The sequence below is a fragment of the Roseibium sp. AWQ4_290 genome (assembly GCF_056160985.1).
In genome coordinates this window covers 87,362-111,759 of record NZ_JBSWYG010000005.1, presented here as the reverse complement: position 1 = coordinate 111,759, position 24,398 = coordinate 87,362, and the positions used below count along the sequence as shown (strand labels likewise).

17 protein-coding genes are annotated in these 24,398 nt (G+C 59.4%); 5 read left to right on the top strand and 12 right to left on the bottom strand.

Annotated features, from left to right (window positions below; all coding sequences use genetic code 11):
* Nucleotides 1-80: 80 nt before the first annotated feature.
* Together ACXAH0_RS06785 and ACXAH0_RS06780 are read left to right on the top strand one after the other, a co-directional pair.
* Nucleotides 81-4,892 carry an NAD-glutamate dehydrogenase gene (locus ACXAH0_RS06785; protein ID WP_475189890.1) on the top strand — a complete coding sequence of 1,604 codons (4,812 nt, stop codon included), beginning with the start codon at nucleotides 81-83 and terminating at the stop codon, nucleotides 4,890-4,892.
* A gap of 119 nt (nucleotides 4,893-5,011) precedes the next feature.
* On the top strand, nucleotides 5,012-6,388 hold the full coding sequence (locus tag ACXAH0_RS06780; protein ID WP_475189887.1) for an MFS transporter: 1,377 nt from the start codon (nucleotides 5,012-5,014) through the stop codon (nucleotides 6,386-6,388).
* A 309-nt stretch (nucleotides 6,389-6,697) separates the two neighbouring features.
* Here ACXAH0_RS06780 and ACXAH0_RS06775 read toward each other — a convergent pair whose 3' ends face one another.
* The 11 genes from ACXAH0_RS06775 to htpX form a co-directional block, all read right to left on the bottom strand.
* Entirely contained in the window at nucleotides 6,698-8,122 is a 1,425-nt protein-coding gene (locus ACXAH0_RS06775) for a gamma-aminobutyraldehyde dehydrogenase (protein ID WP_475189885.1), read from the bottom strand.
* A gap of 17 nt (nucleotides 8,123-8,139) precedes the next feature.
* Nucleotides 8,140-8,943 (bottom strand): ABC transporter permease, encoded by an 804-nt coding sequence (locus tag ACXAH0_RS06770; RefSeq protein WP_475186968.1) that lies wholly within the window; start codon nucleotides 8,941-8,943, stop codon nucleotides 8,140-8,142.
* On the bottom strand, nucleotides 8,933-9,856 hold the full coding sequence (locus ACXAH0_RS06765) for an ABC transporter permease (RefSeq protein ID WP_475186970.1): 924 nt from the start codon (nucleotides 9,854-9,856) through the stop codon (nucleotides 8,933-8,935). Before ACXAH0_RS06765 ends, ACXAH0_RS06770 begins: the two co-directional genes overlap by 11 nt.
* Entirely contained in the window at nucleotides 9,849-10,844 is a 996-nt protein-coding gene (locus tag ACXAH0_RS06760) for an ABC transporter ATP-binding protein (RefSeq protein ID WP_475189882.1), read from the bottom strand. Before ACXAH0_RS06760 ends, ACXAH0_RS06765 begins: the two co-directional genes overlap by 8 nt.
* Before the next feature lie 52 nt (nucleotides 10,845-10,896).
* Nucleotides 10,897-12,060, bottom strand: a complete 1,164-nt coding sequence (locus ACXAH0_RS06755) for an ABC transporter substrate-binding protein (protein WP_475189881.1) — start codon at nucleotides 12,058-12,060, stop codon at nucleotides 10,897-10,899.
* A 102-nt stretch (nucleotides 12,061-12,162) separates the two neighbouring features.
* The gene (locus ACXAH0_RS06750) at nucleotides 12,163-13,071 is read right to left on the bottom strand and encodes a LysR family transcriptional regulator (RefSeq protein WP_475186976.1); all 909 of its coding nucleotides are present in this window, start codon (nucleotides 13,069-13,071) and stop codon (nucleotides 12,163-12,165) included.
* A 361-nt stretch (nucleotides 13,072-13,432) separates the two neighbouring features.
* A complete protein-coding gene (locus ACXAH0_RS06745; RefSeq protein ID WP_475189879.1) occupies nucleotides 13,433-14,044 on the bottom strand; it encodes a LysE family translocator in 612 nt (203 codons plus the stop codon).
* 637 nt (nucleotides 14,045-14,681) lie between these two features.
* Nucleotides 14,682-16,298: a bifunctional phosphoribosylaminoimidazolecarboxamide formyltransferase/IMP cyclohydrolase gene (gene purH / locus ACXAH0_RS06740; protein ID WP_475189876.1), complete on the bottom strand. Its 1,617-nt coding sequence runs from the start codon at nucleotides 16,296-16,298 to the stop codon at nucleotides 14,682-14,684.
* A gap of 84 nt (nucleotides 16,299-16,382) precedes the next feature.
* Complete coding sequence (locus ACXAH0_RS06735) at nucleotides 16,383-18,266, bottom strand: heparinase II/III family protein (RefSeq protein ID WP_475189875.1); 1,884 nt, start codon at nucleotides 18,264-18,266, stop codon at nucleotides 16,383-16,385.
* Between the two features lie 65 nt (nucleotides 18,267-18,331).
* The gene (locus ACXAH0_RS06730) at nucleotides 18,332-19,723 is read right to left on the bottom strand and encodes an RsmB/NOP family class I SAM-dependent RNA methyltransferase (protein ID WP_475189873.1); all 1,392 of its coding nucleotides are present in this window, start codon (nucleotides 19,721-19,723) and stop codon (nucleotides 18,332-18,334) included.
* 247 nt (nucleotides 19,724-19,970) lie between these two features.
* The gene (htpX, locus tag ACXAH0_RS06725) at nucleotides 19,971-21,014 is read right to left on the bottom strand and encodes a zinc metalloprotease HtpX (RefSeq protein WP_475181065.1); all 1,044 of its coding nucleotides are present in this window, start codon (nucleotides 21,012-21,014) and stop codon (nucleotides 19,971-19,973) included.
* A gap of 225 nt (nucleotides 21,015-21,239) precedes the next feature.
* On the opposite strand from htpX, the gene ACXAH0_RS06720 reads away from it, so the two are divergent.
* The 3 genes from ACXAH0_RS06720 (at nucleotide 21,240) to ACXAH0_RS06710 (ending at nucleotide 23,448) form a co-directional block, all read left to right on the top strand.
* Nucleotides 21,240-21,503 carry a DUF1674 domain-containing protein gene (locus tag ACXAH0_RS06720; protein WP_475190036.1) on the top strand — a complete coding sequence of 88 codons (264 nt, stop codon included), beginning with the start codon at nucleotides 21,240-21,242 and terminating at the stop codon, nucleotides 21,501-21,503.
* A gap of 143 nt (nucleotides 21,504-21,646) precedes the next feature.
* Nucleotides 21,647-22,855, top strand: a complete 1,209-nt coding sequence (locus tag ACXAH0_RS06715) for a glycosyltransferase family 87 protein (RefSeq protein ID WP_475189871.1) — start codon at nucleotides 21,647-21,649, stop codon at nucleotides 22,853-22,855.
* Between the two features lie 56 nt (nucleotides 22,856-22,911).
* Nucleotides 22,912-23,448, top strand: a complete 537-nt coding sequence (locus ACXAH0_RS06710; RefSeq protein WP_475189869.1) for a hypothetical protein — start codon at nucleotides 22,912-22,914, stop codon at nucleotides 23,446-23,448.
* Nucleotides 23,449-23,670: 222 nt separating this feature from the next.
* Here ACXAH0_RS06710 and ACXAH0_RS06705 read toward each other — a convergent pair whose 3' ends face one another.
* Nucleotides 23,671-24,324, bottom strand: coding sequence for an SGNH/GDSL hydrolase family protein (locus tag ACXAH0_RS06705; RefSeq protein WP_475181054.1), 654 nt, complete (start codon nucleotides 24,322-24,324; stop codon nucleotides 23,671-23,673).
* Nucleotides 24,325-24,398 lie beyond the last annotated feature (74 nt).

Sequence of the window (24,398 nt, the reverse complement as noted above, 5' to 3'; positions counted from 1 at the left end):
ATGAAAATTTTTAACAAGCTGCACTAGAAAAGCATACCACGCGGCCGAGCCACAACGAAGATCGCCTAGGGGGATTAGGAATGCCGGACAAACACGACGTTGAGAAACAAAAGCTCATCGGCGAGGTGCAAGCAGGGCTGAACAAGACCGATCCTGAGCTGGCGGAATTTGCAGCCGCCTTCTTCGACAGGGCCGCAGCGGAAGACCTCGTCGCCTATACTGCCGATGATCTGACGGGCTTTGTCAGCGACGCCTGGCAGGACTTCCAGACCCACGACCTTGGCACCCACCGCATCAGCATCACCGACCCGGCCTTTGCCAAGAAGACCTCCCGGGCCAACGGGCTCTCCGTGATTGAGATCGTCAATGACAACATGCCGTTTCTCGTTGATTCGGTCATGGACGAGCTGCATGCCAGCAAGCTGGACGTGCATCTTGTACTGCACCCGATCTTCATCGTGGAGCGGGACGATGCCGGCAAGCTTGTCACGGCAGCAGCGCGCAAGAAACCGGCCAAACGCAAGGACCGGCAGGAAAGCCTGATCCATATTCATGTGACGCGGATTGATTCAGAAGAAGCCCGTACCGCCCTGAGCGGCCGCCTGGACAAGGTCCTTCACTCCGTGCGCTCGGTGGTCAATGATTTCAAGCCGATGCAGGAACGGCTGGCCGACGCCATCGACACCTACAAGACCACGCAGATTCCCGGCAGCAGCGACGATCTGTGGGAGGCCATCCACTTCCTGGAGTGGATGGAAAACAACAATTTCATTTTCCTCGGCATGCGCGAATACAAATTCGAGGGCGGCGCGGAAGAAGGCGAACTCTCCCCGCACGAGGGAACCGGGCTCGGCCTTCTGGCAGACCCGGATGTGCGCGTGCTGCGGCGCGGTTCCGAATTCGTCCAGATCACGCCGGAAATCCGCGAGTTCCTGAAAAAGCCCGAACCGCTGATCATCGCAAAAGCCAATGTGAAGAGCACCGTACACCGGCGGGTGCACATGGATTATGTCGGCGCCAAGCTCTATGACGATGATGGAGTGCTGACAGGTGAATTGCGCATTGTCGGTCTGTTCGCCTCCACCGCTTATACCGAGCCCACCAGCACGATTCCGTTCCTGCGGCGCAAGGTGGCCAGTGTCCTGGCCCGGGCCGGATACGGCTCCGAAAGCCATTCCGGCCGGGCGCTGCGCAATGTTCTGGAGGCTTTTCCAAGGGACGAGCTGTTCCAGATCGACAGGGAGCGGCTTTACGACTTTGCAATCGCGATCCTGCAGCTGGACGAGCGACCGCGCATCCGCGTTCTGGCGCGCCCGGACAAGTTCGACCGCTATGTCTCCATTCTGGTGTTCGTGCCGAGGGACCGCTATTCGACCGAAGTGCGGATCAATATCGGCACCTATCTGGCCTCGGTCTTTGAGGGCCGCCTGTCGGCCTGGTATGTCACCTATATGGAAGGGCCGCTGGCCCGGGTGCATTACATTGTCGGCCGTGACAGGGGCGAAACCCCGGCCCCGGAGCAGGAAGAGCTGGAAACCGCCGTGGCAGACATGGTGCGCAGCTGGTCGGACAGCGTGCGCGATGCCCTAACCCGCGACTTTCCAAGCGCCAAGGCGCGCCAGCTCGCCGACCGCTATTCCCTGTCGTTCCACGGCGGCTACAAGGAAGTCTACAATGCCCAGTCGGCGGTGCTCGATATCGTCAAGCTGGAAACCCTGTCCGGCCTGGACGACACCACCATCACCTTCCACCGTCAGACCGGCTCCAATGCCAACCGCCTCGGCCTGAAAGTCTACCATTGCGGTTCCCCGATCCCCCTGTCGGCCCGGGTGCCGCTGCTGGAGAATATGGGCTTCAACGTGATCAACGAGCGGACCTACAGGGTGACGCCCGCCGACAAGCCGCTCTCCTATCTTCATGAAATGACCCTGGAAAGCCATTCGGGCGAGGATTTCGAACTGCCCGAAGACCTGCGCGAACGGCTGGAAAGCATGTTCATGGCGATCTGGAAGGGCCAGGCGGAAAATGACGGCTACAACCGCCTTGTCATGACCGCAGGGCTTGCCTGGCGGGATGTGGCTGTTGTCCGCGCCCTGTCAAAATATCTGCGGCAAGCGGGCATTCCGTTCTCCGAAGACTATATGTGGCGAACGCTGAACAACTATCCCGTGATCACGGCCAAGCTGGTGGAACTGTTCCATCTGCGCTTCAACCCGGATGTCACCGGCAAGGACCGGGATCTGGGCTCGGCGCGGCTGGCGGCGGAACTCACCAGCGATCTGGAGGAGGTCTCCAGCCTTGATGACGACCGCATCCTGCGCCGGTTCCAGAATGTGATCGGCTCGATCCTGCGCACGAATTTCTATCAGTTGGACAGCGGCGGCCAGCCTAAGCCGACTTTCTCCTTCAAGATCGACAGCCGCGAGATCGACGATCTGCCACAACCGCGCCCGTTCCGGGAAATCTTCGTCTACAGCCCGCGGGTGGAAGGTGTGCATCTGCGCTTCGGCATGGTGGCGCGCGGCGGCCTGCGCTGGTCGGACCGGCCCCAGGATTTCCGCACCGAAGTGCTCGGCCTCGTCAAGGCCCAGCAGGTCAAAAATGCGGTGATCGTGCCGGTTGGCGCCAAGGGTGGCTTTGTGCCCAAACAGCTGCCCCCGGCCAGCGACCGGGAAGCCTGGTTCACGGAAGGAACGGAAAGCTACAAGACCTTCATCAACGCCTTGCTGGATGTGACCGACAATCTGGACGAAGACACGATCCTGCCCCCGGACCGGGTGCAGCGCTTCGACGGCGACGACCCCTATCTCGTGGTTGCCGCAGACAAGGGCACGGCGACCTTCTCCGACACGGCCAACGGCCTGTCCGAAGGCCGGTCCTTCTGGCTTGGCGATGCCTTCGCCTCCGGCGGCTCGGCCGGGTATGACCACAAGAAAATGGGCATCACCGCCCGGGGCGCCTGGGAAGCGGTCAAACGGCATTTCCGGGAAATGAACCGGGACATCCAGAGCGAACCGTTCACAGCCGCCGGTGTGGGGGACATGTCCGGCGACGTCTTCGGCAACGGCATGCTTCTGTCCAAGGCGACACGGCTGGTCGCCGCCTTCGATCACCGGGACATATTCCTGGATCCGGACCCCGACCCGGCCAAGACCTGGGTGGAACGCAAACGCCTGTTCGACCTCGGACGGTCTTCCTGGAACGACTACAACACGGATCTGATTTCCAAAGGCGGCGGGATATTCTCCCGCCAGCTGAAATCCATTCCACTGTCGCCGGAGATCCAGGAAATGCTTTCGCTGGACAAGGCCAGCGCGACGCCACAGGAGGTGATGACGGCCATCTTGAAGATGGAGGTGGACCTTCTTTGGTTTGGCGGCATCGGCACCTATATCCGCGCCACCACCGAGACGGACGCGGATGCTGGTGACCGGGCCAATGACCCGATCCGCATCACCGCGCCGCAACTGGGCGCCAGGGTCATCGGCGAAGGCGCCAATCTGGGCCTCACCCAGCTGGCCCGGATCGAGTTCCACAAGAAGGGCGGCCGCTGCAATTCCGATGCGATCGACAATTCTGCCGGGGTGAACTCCTCCGATATGGAAGTCAATATCAAGATCGCCCTGGGAGCTGCGGTGAAGGCGGGCAAGCTGAGCCTGGAACAACGCAACGACCTGCTGGCGGAGATGACCGACGAGGTCGCCGATCTGGTTTTGCGCAACAACTACCTGCAGACCCTTGCCCTTTCCATGACCGAACTCAGGGGCGTGGAGGATTTCGGGTTTCAGGTGCGCATGATGCGCCGCCTGGAACAGGACGGCCTTCTGGACCGGGAGGTGGAGCAGCTGCCCGACGAGGCAGCCCTGCGGGACTTGCGCAAGGCCGGTCAGCTTTTGACCCGCGCAGAACTCGGCGTGCTTCTGGCCTATGCCAAGATCACCCTTTATGATGCGCTGCTGGACAGCACCGTGCCCGATGACGACTACTTGGCGCGCGAACTGGTGCGCTATTTCCCCAAGCAGATGGCCGCGACCTATCAGGACGAAATCAACGGCCACCGCCTGCGCCGGGAAATCATCGCCACCATGCTCGCCAATTCCATGGTCAACCGGGGCGGGTCCACCTTCCTGACCCGGCTCATGGACCAGACCGGAGCCAGCCCGGCGGAGATTGCCCGGGGGTTTGTGGCCGTGCGCAACAGTTTCGACCTCACCGACCTCAACACGGAGATCGATGCGCTCGACACGAAGGTCGACGGCGCCCTGCAGCTCGACCTCTATTCCGAAGTCCAGACCCTGCTGCTTGAACGGGTGATCTGGTTCAAGCGCAATGTGTCCTTCGACAAGGGCCTGTCGGCGGTGGTGGAACGCTTCCGGACCGGCATTGCCGATCTGCGCGGCCGCCTGGAAACCCTGCTTCCGGAGCAGCCGGCTGCAACCCTCAACGATCGCGCCGCCGACTTTGTCGCCAAGGGCGTTCCGGAGGGCCTTGCCCGGCGCATTGCCTGGCTGCCGGCGGAACAGGCCATTCCCGATATCGTGATTGTTGCAGAGGGAACCGGAGCGGATCTGGAAACAGCGGCGCGGGCCTATTACGAGGTCGCCCACCACTTCCAGATCGGTGCCATGCATGAAATGGCCGGGAACCTGGAAGTTCGCGACTACTATGACGGCCTGGCTCTCGACCGGGCGCGGGCGACCCTCTTTTCCGCTCATCGGACTCTTGCCAGCGCCTCGATCCGGGCAGGCAGTTTCCCGGCCTGGCTGGAAGCTCATGAAACCGAAGCGTCAAGCAGACACCGGGCGGTCCGGGAAATTCTGGATGGCGGTTTGAGCGTCTCCAAATTTTCCGTAGCGTCCAGTCTTTTGGCGGAAATCTGCGGAGCAGACTAGCTCAGAAGACGAGCCTTTCTGGCGCTGGACCCGCGTCCAAAAGGCCTATAAAGATCACCTGGGAGAACCGGCCGGCAGCCTCGCTGCGGGCCGGTTTCGCGTCAGGTACAGGATCCAGTATGACTTCCGCTTCCAACGTCCTGCCGCCCAAAACGGATCGCCGCGCGATCCTGTCATGGGCGTTGTTCGACTGGGCTGCCCAGCCCTTTTTCACCCTGGTCACCACCTTCGTCTTCGCCCCCTATTTTGCCTCCGCTTTGGCACCGACGCCGGAAGCAGGGCAGTCCCTCTGGGGCTATGCGACAGCGGCCGCCGGGCTGGCCATCGCCCTTCTGGCCCCGGTGCTGGGCTCGGTGGCAGATGCAAGCGGACGCCGCAAACGCTGGATCTTTGCGCTGTCGGTGCCCTTTGTTATCAGCTGCTGGGCTTTCTGGTACGCAGCTCCTGGCAATCCGAACGGTATTCTCATCGCCCTGGCCGCGTTTGCGGTTGGCACGCTGTGCATTGAAATCGCGACTGTCTTCAACAATGCAATGATGCCTTCGCTGGTGCCCCATGATCAGGTCGGGCGCCTGTCCAGTTTCGGCTGGGGCATCGGATATGTCAGCGCGCTGGTGACCCTGGTCATCGCCCTGGGGTTCTTCGCCGCCAGCCCGCAGACCGGTGTCACATTGCTGGGGATCGAGCCGGTGTTCGGTCTCGACGCCACAACACAGGAAGGCGACAGGGCGGTCGGACCGTTTTCTGCTCTCTGGTATCTTGTCTTCGTGCTGCCAATGTTCCTGTTTGTGCCGGATGCACCCCAGCGGGCCCGGATGGGTGCTGCGGTCCACCGCGGCCTGCAAGCGCTCACCCGCAATCTGGCCACTGCTCGCGGGAACAGGAACATCTTCCTGTTCCTGATTGCCAATATGGTGTTCAAGGACGGTCTTGTGGCCCTGTTTGCGTTTGGCGGCATCTATTCGGCCGGTCAGCTCGGCTGGGGCTCCATCGAAATCGGCACATTCGGCATCATTTTAACAATCACCGGAACCCTGGGCCTGGTTTTGGGCGGCCCGCTGGATGACCGGCTCGGCGCAAAACCCGTGATCCTGGTGTCCCTGATTGTGCTGATGATCAGTGGCCTCGGCCTCATATCGGTTGACCGAACAACCGTCTTTTTCGTCATCCAGACCCCCCCGGCCCCCGAAGGCGCCCTGTTTGCCTCCCTGCCGGAGCAGGTCTTCATCGGCCTCGGCGCATTGATCGGCGCTGTGGCCGGCCCGTTGCAGGCCTCCTGCCGGAGCCTTCTGGTACGCCTTGCCCCGCGTGAGCACATGGCCCAGTATTTCGGCCTGCTTGCCCTGTCAGGCAAAGTGACCAGCTTTCTGGCCCCGCTGACCGTTGCCCTCGTCACTGCGCTCTTCAACAGCCAGCCGGCGGGCATGTCGGTCATTTTGGTCTTCTTCGGCGTGGGATTCTGGCTGATGACCCGGGTTCAGGAACCCAGAAGCTGATATCAGGAAAAAAGCAACCCGCTGCTCCAGCCCCTGAAAGGGTCCTAATCGCCTGCGGCTCGAAGCGGAGGTCTGACCGATACACAGTGGACCTCTGCTTCCCGCTTCTGGTCATAAACTAAAGCCGAAGGCCCGCATTCCAATCAGCAAGCCTTGACCACATGCGCGATCGCGTTCGATTCAAAGCGGTCGTGTCGGAATTTTGGGCAAGAAAAGGCGGAAATTTACGACAATGAACGCGTCGGCCGAAAATAAATCAAGTTCCGACGAACACCTTGTCTCATTCCCGCTTTCGCCGATGCGAAGCGCTTAATGCGCGATCATGATATGGCGCACAGCAGTATAGTCCTCCAAAGCATACATCGACATATCCTTACCGTAGCCGGACTGTTTGAGGCCACCGTGAGGCATTTCATTGACCAACATAAAGTGCGTATTCACCCATGTGCAGCCATATTGAAGAGCCGCCGAAGCTTCCATGGCTTTGCCTATGTCCTTTGTCCAGACAGATGAGGCAAGGCCGTAGGGGCTGTCGTTGGCCCAATCAAGCACCGGATCGTCATCGCCAAAACGGGTGACTGAAACCACCGGACCAAAGACTTCACGTTGCACAATTTCATCAGATTGGGTCGCACCTGCCACCACCGTTGGCTGGAAGTAAAAACCGCCGCCGTCAACAACCCCGCCACCAGTTGTGATCTCGATATGGGACTGTTCAGCGGCCCGTTCCACAAAGCTTGCCACACGGTCCCTTTGGCGGGAGGAAATCAGCGGGGGGATTTCATTTTGGCCGTCGTCATCGTTGTTGAAGACGATGCTTGCGGCGGCCGACGTTAAATCGGCAACAAATTTGTCGTAGATGGATGCATGTGCATAGACACGGCAGGCCGCCGTGCAATCCTGACCTGCATTATAGTAGCCGAAAGCCTTGAGACCTTCGACTGTGCGGGCAAGGTCTGCGTCGCCATACACAATCACCGGCGCTTTGCCACCTAGCTCCAAATGGGTGCGTTTCACGCCCTTTGACGCGGCCATCAGCACCTTCTTGCCCGTCGCGACATCACCGGTAATTGAAATCATATCAACCCCGGAATGGTTCACCAGCGCATTGCCAACGGACCCGCCTTGCCCGGTAATCACGTTCACGACACCGTCGGGAAGAATGCCCGCTAAGATTTTCGCGAAAGCGAGTGCCGTAAGAGGTGTCTGTTCTGAGGGCTTCATGACCACTGTGTTGCCTCCGGCAAGGGCGGGCGCCAATTTCCAGGCCATCATCATGATCGGATAGTTCCAAGGGGCAATAGAAGCGACAACACCGATGGGATCGCGTCGGATCATTGAGGTGTGACCGGCCATGTAGCTGCCCGCAACGGGCCCGTGCATGTTACGAACAGCCCCGCCAAAAAAGCGGAAGCAATCCGCGACGGCCGGAATTTCTTCGTTGCGCACTTCGTTGATGGGCTTGCCGCAGTTGAGCGCTTCCAATTGGGCCAGATTTTCCAGGTCTGCTTCGACAGCGTCCGCGATCTTCAACAACAGAGCCGACCGTTCACTCGGTGTGGTTTTGCCCCAAGCTGGCGCAGCGGCCCGTGCGGCAGCCACAGCGCGGTTGATCTGGTCGGTGTTCGCTTCTGGCATTTTTAACAGGGTTTCGCCGGTCCGTGGGTTCAAAACCGTTTCTTCGTTTTCCGTTCCCGCTTCAAATTTGCTTCCAATCAGCATTTCCGTTTGCATGGGTATGTCTCCCTTTTTTATTTACCCTGACCGGCAATCGTCTCTGTTCCGCGTGTCAGGTAGTAGGCGGCGAGAATGGGGATGAAAGTGACGAGAACAACCAGCAGCGCGACCACATTGGTGACGGGGCGTTGCCGGGGCCTGACAAGTTCCTCCAGCATCCAGATCGGAAGCGTCTGCTGTTGCCCGGCTGTGAAGGTTGTGACGATGACCTCGTCAAAACTAAGCGCGAAGGCAAGCATGCCACCGGCAAGCAACGCGGTTGCAATATTTGGCATGATGATGAAGCGCAGTGTCTGAAAATAGGTCGCACCCAAATCCATAGACGCTTCCACGAGAGAACCGGAAGTTCGCCTGAAGCGGGCCACGGCATTGTTGTAAACAACCACGATGCAGAAAGTCGCGTGGCCTAGCACAATCGTCCAGAAGTTGAACGGAATGTCAGCGATATTGAAGGCAGACCGCAAGGAAATGCCTGTAATTATGCCGGGCAGCGCGATCGGAAGGATAACCAGGAGCGAAATTGTTTCTCGCCCGAAGAACTTGAACCGCGCGACGGCTGCTGCACAAAGCGTACCGAGAGCCATGGCAATAGCCGTCGAAATTGCCGCGACCCGGAGCGACAAACCCAAGGCCTCCCAGACATCGGGACGGTTCCAAGTGACTCCAAACCATTGAAGCGTGAAACCGGGTGGCGGCCATTGATATGACTTGTCCTCGGTGGTGAAGGCGTAGACAAAAATGAGCAGGATGGGCAGATGCAGGAACAAGAGCCCACATGTCGCAGCAATTTTCAAACCAAGGGAGGCATTAGAGCGCATCGAAAGCCCCCGCGCGTTTGGCAAGTGTCAGGTAGATGCCCATCATTAAAATGGGCACAACGGCAAAAGCAGCGGCGAGCGGGATGTTTCCGGCTGTGCCCTGGAATTGATACACAGCCTGACCGATCATCCTTGCCGACGTGCCGACTATTTGCGGAATAATGTAGTCGCCCATGGTGAGCGAAAAGGTGAAGATCGAGCCTGCGACAATGCCCGGCAAAGCAAGCGGGAGAATGACATTGCGCAACGTTTGGCTGGGCGAGGCGCCAAGATCGCCGGAGGCTTCCAACATGCTGGGCGGCACCCGCTCCAGCGCAGCCTGAACGGGCAGAATCATGAATGGCAACCAGACATAAACAAAAACCAGGAATGTGCCGGTCCAGCTGACAGACAGGGAGTTGCCACCGATAACCGGTATGGCCAGATAGGCCTGCAGGATCCAGCTCAAATGCAAAGTATCGAACAGCCAGTTTAGGATGCCTTCTTTCGCAAGGATCAGCTTCCACGAGTAGACTTTGACGAGGTAACTCGACCAAAGCGGCAACATGATTCCGAGATAGAAAACAGCCTTCCAACGGCCCTTGGCATAGCGGGCAGCATAGTATGCGATTGGAAACGCTATGATCGCCGATGCGATTGTCACCGCGCTTGCCATGACAATCGTCCGGACGAGAATGTCGAAGTTCGACGCGCGAAACAGTTCAGCATACGTTTTTAGAGTGAACTCGTACCGCACCAGACCCGTAAATTCGTCGATCGAGAAAAAGCTCTGGGCAAGCAGCGCAAAGAGTGACCCAAGGTAAACGATGCCGAGCCAAAGTAACGGAGGCGTCACAAGCAAAAGCAACAGGATCGTCGGCCGCCGCCAGAGCGAATCCGAAATTCGCGAAGATACCGTCGCTGGTTCAGACATGTTGACCCCGCATCACGTGCAGCGCACCGTCATCCCAGGTCAATTGCACCGATGCGCCCAGATCCGGCACGGTTGCGGTCTTGGGCAGCAGCACGGACAGACGCGCTTCACCGACATCCAGCTCAATCCGGTGGGCGACTCCCAAAAAAGCTGAGCCGATGACTTTGCCAGTCAATTTGCCGCCGGTATCGGTCAATCGGATTTGCTCAGGTCGCAAACTTGCCGGTGCGCTTTGTCCGGCGAGATGCTTGACCATGTGAGGCGCAAGCACGTTGGAAGAACCGACAAAGTCTGCCACGAATGGCGTTTCAGGCCGGTCGTAAACATCCTGCGGCGCACCGATCTGTTGAATGTGGCCCCGATCGAAAACCGCCACTCTGTCGGCCATTGAGAGCGCTTCGCCTTGATCGTGAGTCACAAATATGAAGGTGATGCCGAGCCGGCGTTGCAGCGTTTTAAGCTCACTCTGCATTTGCTCGCGGAGCTTGAGATCCAGCGCCCCCAATGGCTCATCAAGAAGCAAGACTTTCGGCTGAAGCACCAATGCGCGTGCCAGCGCAACACGTTGGCGCTGGCCGCCCGAAAGTTCCGACGGCTTGCGGCCCGCAAAGCCCCCGAGAGCAACAAGCGACAAGGCTTCCTCAGCCGCCTGATGCCGTGCCGCTTTTTTCGCGCCGCGGACCATCAATCCGTAGGCAACATTGTCCAGGATATTCAGGTGAGGGAACAGGGCGTAGTCTTGAAAGACGGTGTTCACCGGGCGGCGATAAGGAGGAACCCGGGTCGCGTCTTCGCCGAAGATCACAACGGCGCCACTGGTTGGTTGTTCAAACCCGGCAATCAGGCGCAAACAAGTGGTCTTGCCAGAGCCTGAGGGGCCGAGAAGAGCAAAAAACTCGCCCTCCGTGATGTCCAGGTTTACCGCATCAACTGCCCGGACTTGGCCAAAATGACGAGATACGGATCGGAGAGATACAGCTGGTGTCATATTTTCCAACGCGGATTGGCGAATGTGATTTTTGCTTAAATCCTGATCTGGCCTAGCGGCCACCAATCACTCCAATGTAGTCTGAGACCCAGCGGTAATACGGAACACACTCATCCTGGCTTTCACAACGGGTGACAGGTGTCGTCCAAAAGCTAACTTTTTCGAAATCATCGAAACCATTCTTTGTACAGCCCTCAGCTGTTTGCATACCGCGCCCGTCGGTGCAGGCCGCCGGAACGGCCGGGTTGGCCCCGAACCAGACGGAAAGATCGGACATTAGGTTTGAGCTGAGAGTGTGCTCCATCCACATATAGGCGCAATTCGGGTTTGAACTGTCCACATGCATCATTGTCGTGTCCGCCCAACCCGTTACGCCCTCTTCGGGAATGACACTGGCGATCGGCGCACCGTCGCCTTGAAGCAGGTTGCGCTGGAAAGGCCATGAACCTGACGCGGCCATGCCCTCGTTTTTGAAGTCATCGATCTGGATAAAGGCATCGTGCCAGTACCGGCTGACGAGCTTGCGCTGCTCGCGCAGCAAATCAAGTGCTGCTGCATATTGGTCAGCATTCAGCTCATATGGCGATACGATGCCGAGTTCCGGCTTGTGTGTCATCAGATACAAGGCGGCATCGGCGATGTGGATCGGGCCGTCATAGGCTTGAACACGTCCAATATTGGTTTCGCCGTCCGGCAGATTTTGCTCCTCAAAAACCACCGACCATGACTTTGGTGGAGCGTCACCAAACACCTCGGTGTTATACATCAAGATATTGGGACCCCACATATACGGTACTCCGTAATGGGTGCCGTTGACGAAATGCCAAGGTGCTTCTTTCAAACGGTCATCAACGGTGTCCCAGCTCGGGATCAATGCCGTGTTGATCGGTTGAACCCGCTTGCCGGCAACCATTCTGAGGCTGGCATCTCCGGAGGCAGTAACGAGGTCAAAGCCACCCTCGTTCATTAACGCGACCATCTCATCAGATGTATTGGCTGTTTTGACTTTGACCATGCAGCCCGTTGTTTCTTCGAACTTGGTGACCCAGTCAAAATCGCCGACCGTCTCTCCGCGTTCAATGTAGCCGGGCCAGGCAACGATATTCAGCTCGCCTTCGCCCTTGCCAAGTTCCGTCACCATATCTTGAGCAAAAGAAGGCGCAGCGATGGACGCACATACGCTTACAACTGCGGTGGTTTTCAGTAACTGTTTCATGATCACCCTCTGAGGCTTTTTCTGCGCTGCAGAAAAAATTGAGCCAGCCAGCTTGAATTGGCAAATTCAATATTCAATGACGTCGTATCGGAAATTCCGATATCAACGTAGGCGAGGGGCGTGAAAACTCTGAGCTACCGAAATGAAAGCCCGCGTAGTTCCTGAGATGCTTGCACCGCGCCGCCAGACCAGGCCCACTTGGACCACTGGCAGCTGCCCGGAGACGTCTCGGCTCTCAATCCGCTCGCCTTCAAGTGACCAGGGCCGATATACAAGATCGGGCAACAGTGCGACGCCAGCGCCACTGGCGACCAAAGACCGAACGGCCTCAACTGAGCGTGTCTTGAACGCAACGGTCGGTTTTTGGGCAAATACATCAAGGAGGCGCATGGACTCTGCCTGCATTTCATCCACGTCGAGCAGAATGAGCCGCTCCTCGGCAAGATCCTCAACCGCAATGCTCTGCTTAGTGCCCAGCCGATGCCCAAGCGGTAGCCATAACCGATAAGGCGACACAACAAGGATTTCGGAATGGAGCGCATGATGGTTTCGAAGATTTGTAACCACCATGATGCCGATGTCGAGTTCGCCACCAACGAGAAGATGCTCCAGGTAATCGCCCGTGTCTTCGATGGCCCGGGTATCAATATTCGGTTGAGCGCGGCGGAACCGAGACAACAATTCAGAAAGCACGTAACCGGCTGTCAGGGATGTAACACCCAGGTTGAGCACTCCGGAAACGGTACTCTCCCGGGAACTGAGGTTGATCTCGGCGTTCGAAACTTCCGTTAAAATGGCTTTCGCATGCCGAAGAAACACATGACCGTCATGGGTGAGTTCAATACCGCGTCTACGCCGTTCGAAGAGTCTGACACCAAGGCGGGCCTCAAGATCCTTGATTGCTTCTGTAACCGCGCTTTGGGATACAGACAGCTCGACTGCGGCCCGGCTAATCGTACCGAACTCGGCGGCCCCAACAAAGTAGCGGGCTTGTTTTAGCGTAAACGACATGGCAAAGCCTCAAGAAGAGCCAAATGATCAATCGAATCAAACATTAGGCTCTTCAAACAGCTTTGCAAATTAGCATCAGAGATCCAGCACAAAAACGAACTGAGTATTTTGGTGAAACTTCCAGGCGGGAGACCTTCTTTCAACCCGCAGGGAGCCTCCGTTGCAAGCCCTTACAGATCTTCACAAGCGGTGCAACCAGCGGCCGTTTTCAGGACAAGACCTCAAGCGGGCCAACGACCGAAAAGGGGACGCAAAGAGGCCGTTCGTGTCATCCGTGATGAAAGCCTGTTCTGAACCCAAATTGCGAGATGCTGCACAAAGTCTGAATGGTGGCTTACAGCATAGTCTACTTGCGTGCCCTTTAGCGCGATGCGATCACCGCCGCAGCCCCGCCAAGACAACCTGCACCCAAGCGGTTGGCCATCCTCACCGCACGCGGGGTGTTCAGGAACCGCCGGGCGTGGTGGGCAACAGCGATCCAAGCGAGGTCGACAAAGGCGAGGCTTGCGACTGTCACGCAGGCCACGACTGCCCATAGCCCGATGCTCACACCCGAAAGGTCGATAAGCGTGGGCAGAAACGCAACATAGAAGACCATTATCTTTGGATTGCCCAATGTCAGGGCCATCCCGGCAGCGAACATGGACCAACGCGATGAAGCATCGGGTACGGCATCGGCCCCAGTTGCGGCCGGCTCGGTCCACATGCGCCATGCAAGCCAAAGCAGATAGGCCACCCCCAAATACTTGAGGACAACAAACGCGGTGTGGAAGGTCTCCGCTAGGGCCGACAGCCCCGCCATCGCGAGCGTTAACCAGATCACCTCGCCTAGCCACATCGCCGCGACGAAAGGCGCGACGTCGTGCCAGCCACGCGTGATGACACGCGACACCAGCGCAGCAATGCTGGGTCCAGGTGTGCCCGCGTTCAGGATCAGCGCGGTGACGAAGAGAAGAAGTGCAATAGGTTCCATTCGTGCGCTCCGGAATGGCAGTTGTTTGCGGTCGAGGTTCTATGGCCAGACGGGTAAGCTAATGTTCTGGTGTCACCTTTACCTGCCATGCAACGAACGGCGTTGTTCAAGATGAGATTATGCGCTGGCAAATGACCCGTTTTCGGCCGCGGCTCGGACAGCCTAAGCTCATACCACCGCAGAGCCGGGGAAGTCACCGTTTCTTATTTGTTGCAGTTTCCCAAAACCTGTCCGAACCCGGAAAGCCCTACTGAACCAAGGAGTTCAGCTCAATCGATTCCGATATGCCCACATTTCAGTTGGGGGCTGGCCGATGAGCCGTTCTTTTCTTTTTCAGAAAACGCCGCCCGCACCGGTGAAGGCGTGCGGCGTGACACGGCCAGGCGGGCCTGAAAAGCCACCGGAGGTCACGACATGAGAGCGTTCCGCCGTGTCGCGCGTCCTGGACGATGCCCCCGCATCACCCCGTGACACGCGCCTTGCTGAACGCTCTCATGGCACAGTCCAACAGGTGCTTGTTTGGTGAGGTTGATATTATAGCGTGTCACGATCAATCGGGTTTGCCTTTCGCTGCCTGAAATCAGAGGTTTCAACGCAAAAGACAAAACGGTTTGAAACCATTTGAAGGCGACACGCCCTAGTGGCGGAAGTGGCGCATGCCGGTCAGCACCATGGCAAGGCCCGCCTCATCTGCAGCAGCAATCACCTCGTCATCACGCATGGAGCCGCCCGGCTGGATGACCGCCGTTGCCCCGGCTTCCGCTGCCGACAAGAGCCCATCGGCAAAGGGGAAGAAAGCATCTGACGCGACCACGCAGCCCTTGGTCAAGGGCGTTTCCAGCCCGGCAGCTTCCGTAGCATCCAGAGCCTTGCGGGCCGCAATGCGCGCGGAATCCACCCGGCTCATCTGACCCGCGCCAACGCCGACGGTCGCCCCATCCCTGGCATAGACAATGGCGTTGGATTTCACATGTTTGGCGACGCGGAAAGCGAATTTGAGATCCGCCAGTTCCTCTGCGCCCGGTACGCGTTTGGTGACGACATTCAGATCCAGATCGTCAACCACTCCGTTGTCCCGGGACTGGACCAGAAGCCCGCCTGCAACGGATTTGACAAACAGGCCCCTGGCGCGGGCATCGGCCAGACCACCGGTCACCAGCAGGCGCAGGTTCTTTTTCGCCGCGATGATCTCACGGGCTGCGTCATCGGCCTCCGGCGCGATGATGACCTCGGTGAAAATCTTGACGATTTCTTCCGCTGCAGCCGCATCCAGCGGCTGGTTCAGGGCGACAATACCACCAAAGGCAGACACCGGGTCACAGCGCAGCGCCTTTTCATACGCTTCCTTCAGGCTGGCCCCTTCGGCCACGCCGCACGGATTGGCGTGTTTGATGATCGCAACAGCGCTGGTGCGCTCCGGGTCGAATTCACTAACCAGCTCGAAAGCGGCATCCGTGTCGTTGATGTTGTTATAGGACAGCGTCTTGCCCTGGAGCTGTTCGGCAGTGGCGACACCCGGCCGCTGTTCGCCGGTCTTGTAAAACCCTGCCGTCTGATGCGGGTTTTCGCCATAGCGCATGACTTCCGCCAGTGCCCCGCCGACCGCCCGGTGCGCAGGCGTGGCCTCGTCCAGCTGGTCCGCCATCCAGTTGGAGACCGCAGCATCATAGGCCGCCGTGCGGGCAAAGGCTTTCAGGGCCAGTCTCTTGCGCAGACCAAGAGGCGACTGGCCGCCATTCGCGTCCAGATCCGCAATCACCGTGTCATAATCTACCGGATCGGTCACAACTGTCACATAGGCATGGTTCTTGGCCGCAGCCCGGGTCATGGCCGGGCCGCCAATATCGATATTCTCAATGCCCGTGGCATAGTCGGCGCCGGACGCAACCACTTCTTCAAACGGATAAAGATTGCCGCAGAAGAGATCGATGCCGGTGATCCCGTGCGCTGCCATCGCCGATTTGTGGTCCGCATCGTCGCGAATGGACAAAAGACCGCCATGAACCATCGGATGGAGCGTCTTGACCCGCCCGTCCATGATTTCCGGAAACCCCGTGACTTCGGAAATGTCCAGAACCGGCAGCCCCGCGTCCTTCAGAGCCTTGTAGGACCCGCCCGTGGACACCAGTTCGACACCGCGCTGCGAAAGCGCCTTGGCAAAGGCAACCAGGCCGGTCTTGTCAAAAACGGACAGGAGCGCGCGCTTGACAGGCACCAGTTCGGGAACGGGAACGGCTTTGGACACAATGGCCATGAATTTGCCTCGCAAATGGGAACGATCAGGGAATTGACGTCGCCCTATCACGTCTCAAGACAAATCGGAAGGTCTGGGGCAGCCCTATTCCTCAAGCGGCAGGCCGGACGGCTCGTCGAAATCACTGGTCCCGCGGCGGCTCAGCCGCGCCGAGGCGGTCTTGCGGAACTGCCAGCCAACGGACGGTGCTTCCTGAAGCGATCCGGACACCACGATCTGCGCGGTCTTGCGATGGCCATAAACATCAGAAAGATAAATACTTTCCTCCAGCATCATCTCACAGCCCGGCGCCTCAAACTCCCAGGCTTCACCATCCCGGCAGACCAGCAGCACCGCCGAGCCGCCCCGGAGCATGGAGGTGCGCAAGGCCGGGTGAAGATGAAAGCGCAAGGCATAACGGTGTTTGGCATTGAGCGGGCCAAGGGCCCGCAACGTGTCAATTCCATCCAGAACCGTGCCATCGCCGGACAGGCGCATATCCCGTTCATGGATAACCTGGAATGCGGCCGCATAGCCGTCATGGGAGGCCGTGATCCGGCTGCCCGCCTGATCATCCTCCCGTTCCAGCGGCACGGAGAGCGGACCCGACAGGACCGGCGCCCCGAGCAGGCGACCGAAGGGCTCATCCGCCAGAAAGCGGCAGGATGAAGTGTCCTCGATTGTCACGGTCGAATGGGCTGCGGTCGACCGGCTGACCTTGCGCCAAAGGGCGTTGGATTTCGGCGACACCCCGCAGTTAACCACAAGACGGTTAGGGCCGGAGGAAAATTCGAAGGACAGACACCCGGCATGGGCATCGCCTGAAACATAAAGGGCCGGAACCGGCCCCGTATCGACAATCACGACGGAATTGCCGCCCACCAGCCGCTGGTACCCCGAATGGGGGGCATTGAGCGGCGGCGCCCCGCGCGCATCATCATAGGCCAGGATCGTCGCCACAAGGTCGTTTGGCGTGGAGCCCATGCCGTTGAAATGGGCCAGCGCTCCGTCCCCATGGCGGAAGAAGCGCAGCAGCGGCATCATCCGGTCCACCGATTGCAACATGGCCGGGGGCATTTCCAGCCCCTGGGCGACAAAGGCCTGACGAATAGGCAAAAGGTCTGCCATAATATCGATAAGCGCGCGGGGACTGCGCGAGATATGCCCGCCATCGGGCAAGATCTGACGGCTCAGCTCATGTTCCAAACGGCGGATGCTCTGGCGGGAAAACCGGCCTTGTCCAGCCATTGAAATACAGGCGGATGCAACGGCCAGCGCTGCCTGCAGCCGGACAACCCCGTCCTCGGTCTCGTTGATGGTCTGGCGCAGATACCGCACCTGATAGGCAAGCGACTTGACGAAGGCCCGGTAGAAATCGTGGTCCCCGTCCTGAAGGATGAACGGCGAATGGGCCAGCCAGGACAGGATCCGGCGGGTGACAACCGGAGCTTCCCAGCCAATATCATGGCGGCGGCCACAATGACGGATCCAGTCTGCCACCAGCACGCGGGCATTCTGGCGCGCAATCTGGCTGTCGGAGGCCCTGAGATCCCGCAGCCAGCCAAAACTGTGCAGCGCGCGCAGCCAGTCTTCATGCACGGCGCGCATTTCAAACGGGGAGCGGCCCTGGGTTTCCACCAGGTGGCCTGAGAACAGGAACCGGCCGCCATAAATATCGCCCGCATTGGTTTCGTCGGCGGTGCGCAGGTCCTGAGGAGCAATCAACAGACGTGCGGGCACGGCTGAGAAGGGCTGCAGGCGGAACAACGGTCCGCCATGCAACCATCTCAGTGTCCGGTGCCAAAAATGCAGGACCACAAGACGCCAGATCCGGCCCCTTTCATGCAGGCTTGCAAATTTCACCGGACCATCCCCGACGCTGATGGTCTGCGCGCGACTATAAGGTTTCTCCACCTTGTGGAGCCGATCGGGCACAGGCTCCTGAGCCACATCCGTTTCAAGAGCCTGTGCCCTATTGCTCTTCAACATGACAACTGTTCGTTAAGGTTAGCATTTCGTTGATGAATCATTGCAACCGAACCGTTTATGCACCGTTAAGACAGCTGAAATCTGGCCGCAAAGAATCCATCCATGCCCATATTGCCATTGCCGGAGCTGGCGTCGTGACACGGCAGGCAGCGCAGATAGCCCTCCGCCGAAATGCACTGGCTGAGCCCTCCGGTCTCCTCCGGCGTGACCGGCTTCAGCTGCACACGGCCGGCCTGACGCTCAAGAAAGGCCGACGCCTGGGCCTCCCCTTCTGCCGGTTCCAGCGAACAGGTGCAGTAGACAAGCAGACCCCCGGGCTTGATCCAGGACAACACCCGGTCCAGCAGATCTTGCTGAATTTCGGCAAGTTTTTCAATATCATATGGCTTCTTGATCCAGGCCACATCCGGATGGCGGCGGAGCGTGCCCGTCGCGCTGCAGGGCGCATCCAGCAGCACGGCATCAAAGGGGCTTTCGGGCTCAAAGCTGCGCAGGTCCGAAGCAACGGCCGTGACTGCCAGCCCAAGCCGCGCCATGTTCTGGTCCAGACGCTTCAGGCGGCTTGCGGAAATGTCAACCGCGGTCACCTTTGCCCCGGCTGCAGCCAGCTGGGCGGTCTTGCCCCCCGGCGCAGCGCACAGATCGGCAACCCTCAGGCCCTCAATCTCCCCCAGAAGGCGGGCCGGCAAGGCCGCGGCAGCATCCTGCACCCACCAGGCGCCATCGGCGAACCCGTCCAGCGCCTCCACGGCACCCTTCTTCTCCAGCCGGATGCTGCCGGCCCCGACAAGAGTTCCACCGAGCCTTTCTGCCCAGCTTTGCGGGTCAGCCTTGGCGCTCAGATCCAGCGCCGCTTCTGTCTGGTGCGCCCTGGCAATCGCCCGCGCGGTGTCCGGTCCATACGCCTCCTGCCAGCTCTCCCACAGCCAGTCAGGCGTGTTCAAGCACTCCGGATCCAGATCTTCGGTGATATCGTCCCGCTCCCGCCCGAGACGGCGCAGAACTCCGTTGACGAGGCCCTTATAGGGCCGGGCTCTGCGGTCCAGCCCCGCATGATCCACCGCAAGCGAGACCGCAGCCCGGTCCGGAATGTCCAGAAACAGCATCTGCGACACAGCCGTGTGCAGAATATCCAGCACCCTGCCAGTCTTTTCCGGGATCGGCCGGTCCAGCAACCGGTCCAGAACTTCGCCTATTTCGCCGCGGTGGCGCAGGGCCGCTCCGATGATGGCCCGCACAAGCGCCCGGTCGTTGGCCGCCAAAGCCCGGAAGCCGGAATGGCCGGAGACGGTGTCCAACTCTCCGTCCAGTGGCCGTTTCTTGTGGACCACATTACCCAGAATATCGGCAGCAACCTTACGGGCAGCAAATCCGGGCTTTTCCGCAGTGTCTGCAGAGCTCCCGCTGGGGGCGCCCGAAGGCTTTTGGAAGGGCGGTTTTTTCGGGCGCGTGGTCAAGTAAACTTCCTGAATGGGCCGGCAGAGCGGCGAAAACCAAGCGCCGCAGCCGGGATCTCCGGCTGCGGCGCATGTCCATGATTTTAATCCGATTGGGTCGCGGGGAAAAGCGATTTGTTGCCGCACGCTTTTTAACGCTGGAGGCCTAGAGTATCGTAAGGTGAATTTGAAATTTGCCAGTAACCTTCTTGAATCTGAAGTTCGTTCGGAACCTGCCTGAAAATGTGACGACTTCAGATCAAGGTGACTAACCCCAGGGACCTTTCGGGCGCCGGGGCTGCGGGGGGGACCGGTCACGGCCTCCGAGCCCCGACCACGGGCCGGATTTCGATCCAGTGTCCGGGCCGGACCGGGCGCCTGGCCGCGCAGTTGCGCCGGACCCGGACCAAGGGCCTTGCTCAGCGGCAGGCTGGGCCCGGGAGAACAGGCCGCTGGAGCGCCCCCCGGTGCCAAGGCCCGCATCGGAGAGTTTGCGCAACTCGTCAATCCGGTTCTGGGTGTTCGGGTGGGTCGAGAACAGATTGTCCATGCGCTCCCCGGACAAGGGGTTCATGATAAACATATGCGCTGTTGCCGGATTGGCCTCAGCGTCCGGATTGTGAATGCGCTCGACACCGCCTGCGATCTTCGCCAGAGCGGAGGCCAGCCACATGGGTTCGCCGCAGATCTGGGCACCCATGCGGTCCGCCGCATATTCACGCGTGCGCGAGATCGCCATCTGCACCACCATTGCCGCCATGGGGGCAACGATCATCATCAACAGAGCACCGACGATACCCAGCGGGTTGTTGCGGTTGCCACCAAAGAAAAAGGCAAAATTGGCAAGCATGGAGATGGCCCCGGCGATGGTCGCCGTGATGGTCATGATCAAGGTGTCATGGTTCTTCACATGGGCCAGTTCATGGGCCATCACACCAGCAGCTTCTTCCGGCGTCAGCATGTTCAACAGTCCGGTGGTGGCAGCGACCGCAGCATTTTCCGGGTTCCGGCCCGTTGCAAAGGCATTGGGCTGCGGATTGTTGATGATATAGACCTTGGGCATCGGCAACCCGGCATTGTGAGCAAGCCGCTGCACCATGCGGTAAAAGTCCGGCATGGACCGCTCATCGACCTCCTGCGCATGATGCATGCGCAGAACCATCTTGTCCGCATTCCAGTAACTGAACAGGTTCATGGCCGCAGCAATGGCCAGGGCAATGATCATGCCCGCCTGTCCGCCGATCATGAAGCCGATGCCCATAAAGAGCGCGGTCATGGCCGCCAACAGCATGGCTGTTCGAAGATAGTTCATTGCCGCGTGTGTCCGTTTCCTGCGTCCAAACAACAGGCGCCGAGGCCCGGCCCCCGTTCAGGCCGCCCGCGCTCAACGCGCTCTTCGCACCGGATCATCATGGCGGGATCCAGCCGCTTCAAATCACCTGTCTAGATGGGTATGGCTGCCATTTTTGGCAAGCTTACCCTATAACCCATGACAGAACCTTTATTCTTCTCAAAGGCAAGCCCGAGCCACACGATCATGACCGACCCGAACAAAGACCCGATCACCGCCTACAGCCAGAGCGACGCGCCGTCTCTCAAAACGGATTTGGAAGAAACGCCCCGCAAGCGGTTCGAAGACCTGCCCCCGGCCGCCCAGCGCGCTCTTGCCGAAGCCGAAGAGCGGCGCAAGGAGATCGATGCAAAACAGGCCACCCTGCCCGAAGAAGTCAATGGCCGTGGCGGGCTGGAACCCACCCGCTATGACGATTGGGAAATCAAGGGCCTGACGGTGGATTTTTAAGACAGACCAACCCCACTGGCCGCCGCGCATGGGCGGGCCCGGTCCGCCGGAGGCTCACGGCTTAAGCGGACATTTAGGGTTTCTTGGGATGATACGGGCCGATCCGACTTGACGTTCCAGTACCCGGCCGAGAGGCAAATTCCTTGGCATCTTCCCGTAGTCTCCTGCCCTTCTGGCAGTCCCAAGCCGTCCGGATGGGTTTTGGCGGACCCGCCTTTCTGTGGCTCCTGATCATCACGGCGGCAGGAACTCTGGTCACCCTCTGGAACGCCCGCAAGGAAATATTCACTCTGCCGGCGGCCTTGAAGGATACGCGGGTGGAGGATCTGGCCACGTTCTACCGGGCGTCGGAAATGACCAATGCGGGCGCGGCGGCCAGTGTCTACACGCCGGACCTCTTCCGCAGCGGTCTGTCCGAACGGCTTCAGGACCTGATCTTCCTGAACCCGCCCCATGCCCTGGCGCTGTTTCACCCCTTCGCCTGGACGGATTTCGCTACATTCAAGGCCGCCACCATGGCGCTCACCTTGGCTGCGTTGCTGGCCCTGCCCCGGATTACCGGACAGCCCTGGGTGCTCTGCCTTCTGTTTGCCGCTTCCACCGGGGCGGTTCAGATCCTGTTGCGTCTTAACCTGTCCCTTTTTGTGATCACGCTGATGGTCTTTGCCCTTGTGAAGGCGCGCGAGCGGCCGGTTCTGGCCGGGCTCGCCCTGTCGCTGGCGACCATCAAACCGCAATACGGCCTTCTGGTGCCGTTCTTTTTGATGGGCATTGGCGCCTGGCGCTGCATCTTGTGGGCGGCAACGGGCACGCTCGCGCTTGGTGCTGCCACCCTTGCCCTGTTCGGGCCACACGTGTTTGAGGCCTATCTGGCCTCCCTGTCCCATCCACTCTACCAGGCCTATGCCCTTACCGCGCTTGAATGGGACACGTCCTTACGGTCGTTTCTGGGCCGGTTGGGCTTTCCCCCGGGCCTGCGCACCGCAGGCGTCGGCCTGGCACTCGTCCTCGGGGCGGTTTGCGCCTACCGGCTGCCACAGACCTGGCCTTATCCTCTGCGCCTCGGGTTCCTGCTGCTGTTATGCGCGGCCTGCGCGCCATCCTTCATGTATTATAGCTGGCCTCTGTTTGCCGCCGGGATCCTGTTCATGACCCGGGATTTGCCGGACTGGCCGATGGGTCTGCAGTTTCTGGCCGGGATCGCCTGGATGCAGCCCCTTCTTTATGTGCTCCTGCTGCCCCTGCCGCACACAGTGATCACGGCCCACGCCATGCTGGTCTTCATCCTGATGATCAGCGTGCCTGTCTGCTTCTTTCAGCTGGCCCGCTCCAGGCTGCCCGGCCCGGGCTAGGGGCAGCCTGTGTTTCGCACAGTTGCAAATCCGGACATCCCTGTCAGGATTGCACCATGCGGAACGATGTTGAAGCGTGTGTGCGCGGCTGGGATGGCAAAAACCCGAAATGTCTTACCGCCGCTTGCGAGATCTGGAGCGGCGACCCAGCGTTTTTGTCCTGCCTTGTCGAACTGTGTGAGGCAGACGCCACCCAGACCGGCGCAACCTGGTTGATCAAACGAAACTTTGACAGAAAGGGGCCGCCGCTTTCAGCAGAACTTACGCAAAGGCATCTCAAAGCGCTTCCCAAAATAACCCATTGGGAAGCCCGGCTGCATGTGCTGCAATATCTGGAACATCTTGATCTGCCGGAGGCTTCCGGGCCCGCCCTTTCAGAGTTCGTCCGCGCAGCCAGGTCCTCAGACAACAAATTTGTCCGGGCCTGGGGCTTTTACGCCCTTGCGGTGCTTGCAGAGCGCTTTCCCGGTTTTCACTCCAAAGCGCAAGAGCAGCTGCTGGCCGCGCAAGCGTCAGAAACTGCGGGCTCGGTCAAAGTCCGCATCCGCAAAGCCCTGGAGAGGCTGAAGAAGAACCGGGCGGCACTCGGCTAGAGCGTCTTTCAAATTCGGAAACCACACTAGAAACATGACCTTGCTAGTCACCTTCTTGACTCTGAAGGTCGTTCGGAGCGGGCCGGTAAATGTGACGAACTTCCAAGTCAGGTGACGAGAATGCAAATCGCGTTAGATCGATTTTGCCTTCCACAGCCTGACATCAGAGATTTCAAGGCAAAAGACAAAGCGGCTTGAATCCGGATGAGAACCCGGCACACCCTAAACCAGCTTGCGCACTTGCCCGGCCACGGCCCGGGCAAGGTCCGCTTGCGGGGCCGCGTCGAAATGGACCGCGTCAACCGGGCTGGAGGAGATCACCGTGCCCGTATCGAAAAAAGCCGTGCCATAGATTTTTGCAAGTTCGGCATAGACGCCCGCCAAGAGCCGGGACTGAACGCCACCATGGGCGTTTGAATACACCCCCTCAAATTCCAGCCCGGTGAAATCCCCCAGCGGCGGCGGCGACATCAACAGCACTTTGGGTGCCCGCCCTTCCACATCATCGCTTGCGCGGGTCGCGGCAAAGAGCACCCGGCTCATGGCCCGGCCGATGGCCTTGGCGCTCAGGTTGAACCGGTCCTGCAGATCATTGGAGCCGAGCATGATGATCAGGACATCGATCGGCATATGAGTGGTGCGGATGGTGGCAAGATGGGCGAGCCCGTTCTTGTCACCCCGGACCGGATCATCATACACGGTCGTGCGCCCGTTGACGCCCTCCTCGATCACGTAGAAATCCGGGCCGAGTTCGGCCTGCAGCCGCCGGGTCCAGCGTACATCATGGCCGTATCTCGATTTGTCCACAGGGTTGAATCCCCAGGTGAGGGAGTCGCCAAAACAGACTACGGAAACGGGGTCCTTTTTCCCGGTCATGGATTTCCTTTCACAATCAAGGTGTGAACCGTTTTCAGACCTTAGAAAAGTTCGATTCATCAGGCAATCGGGAC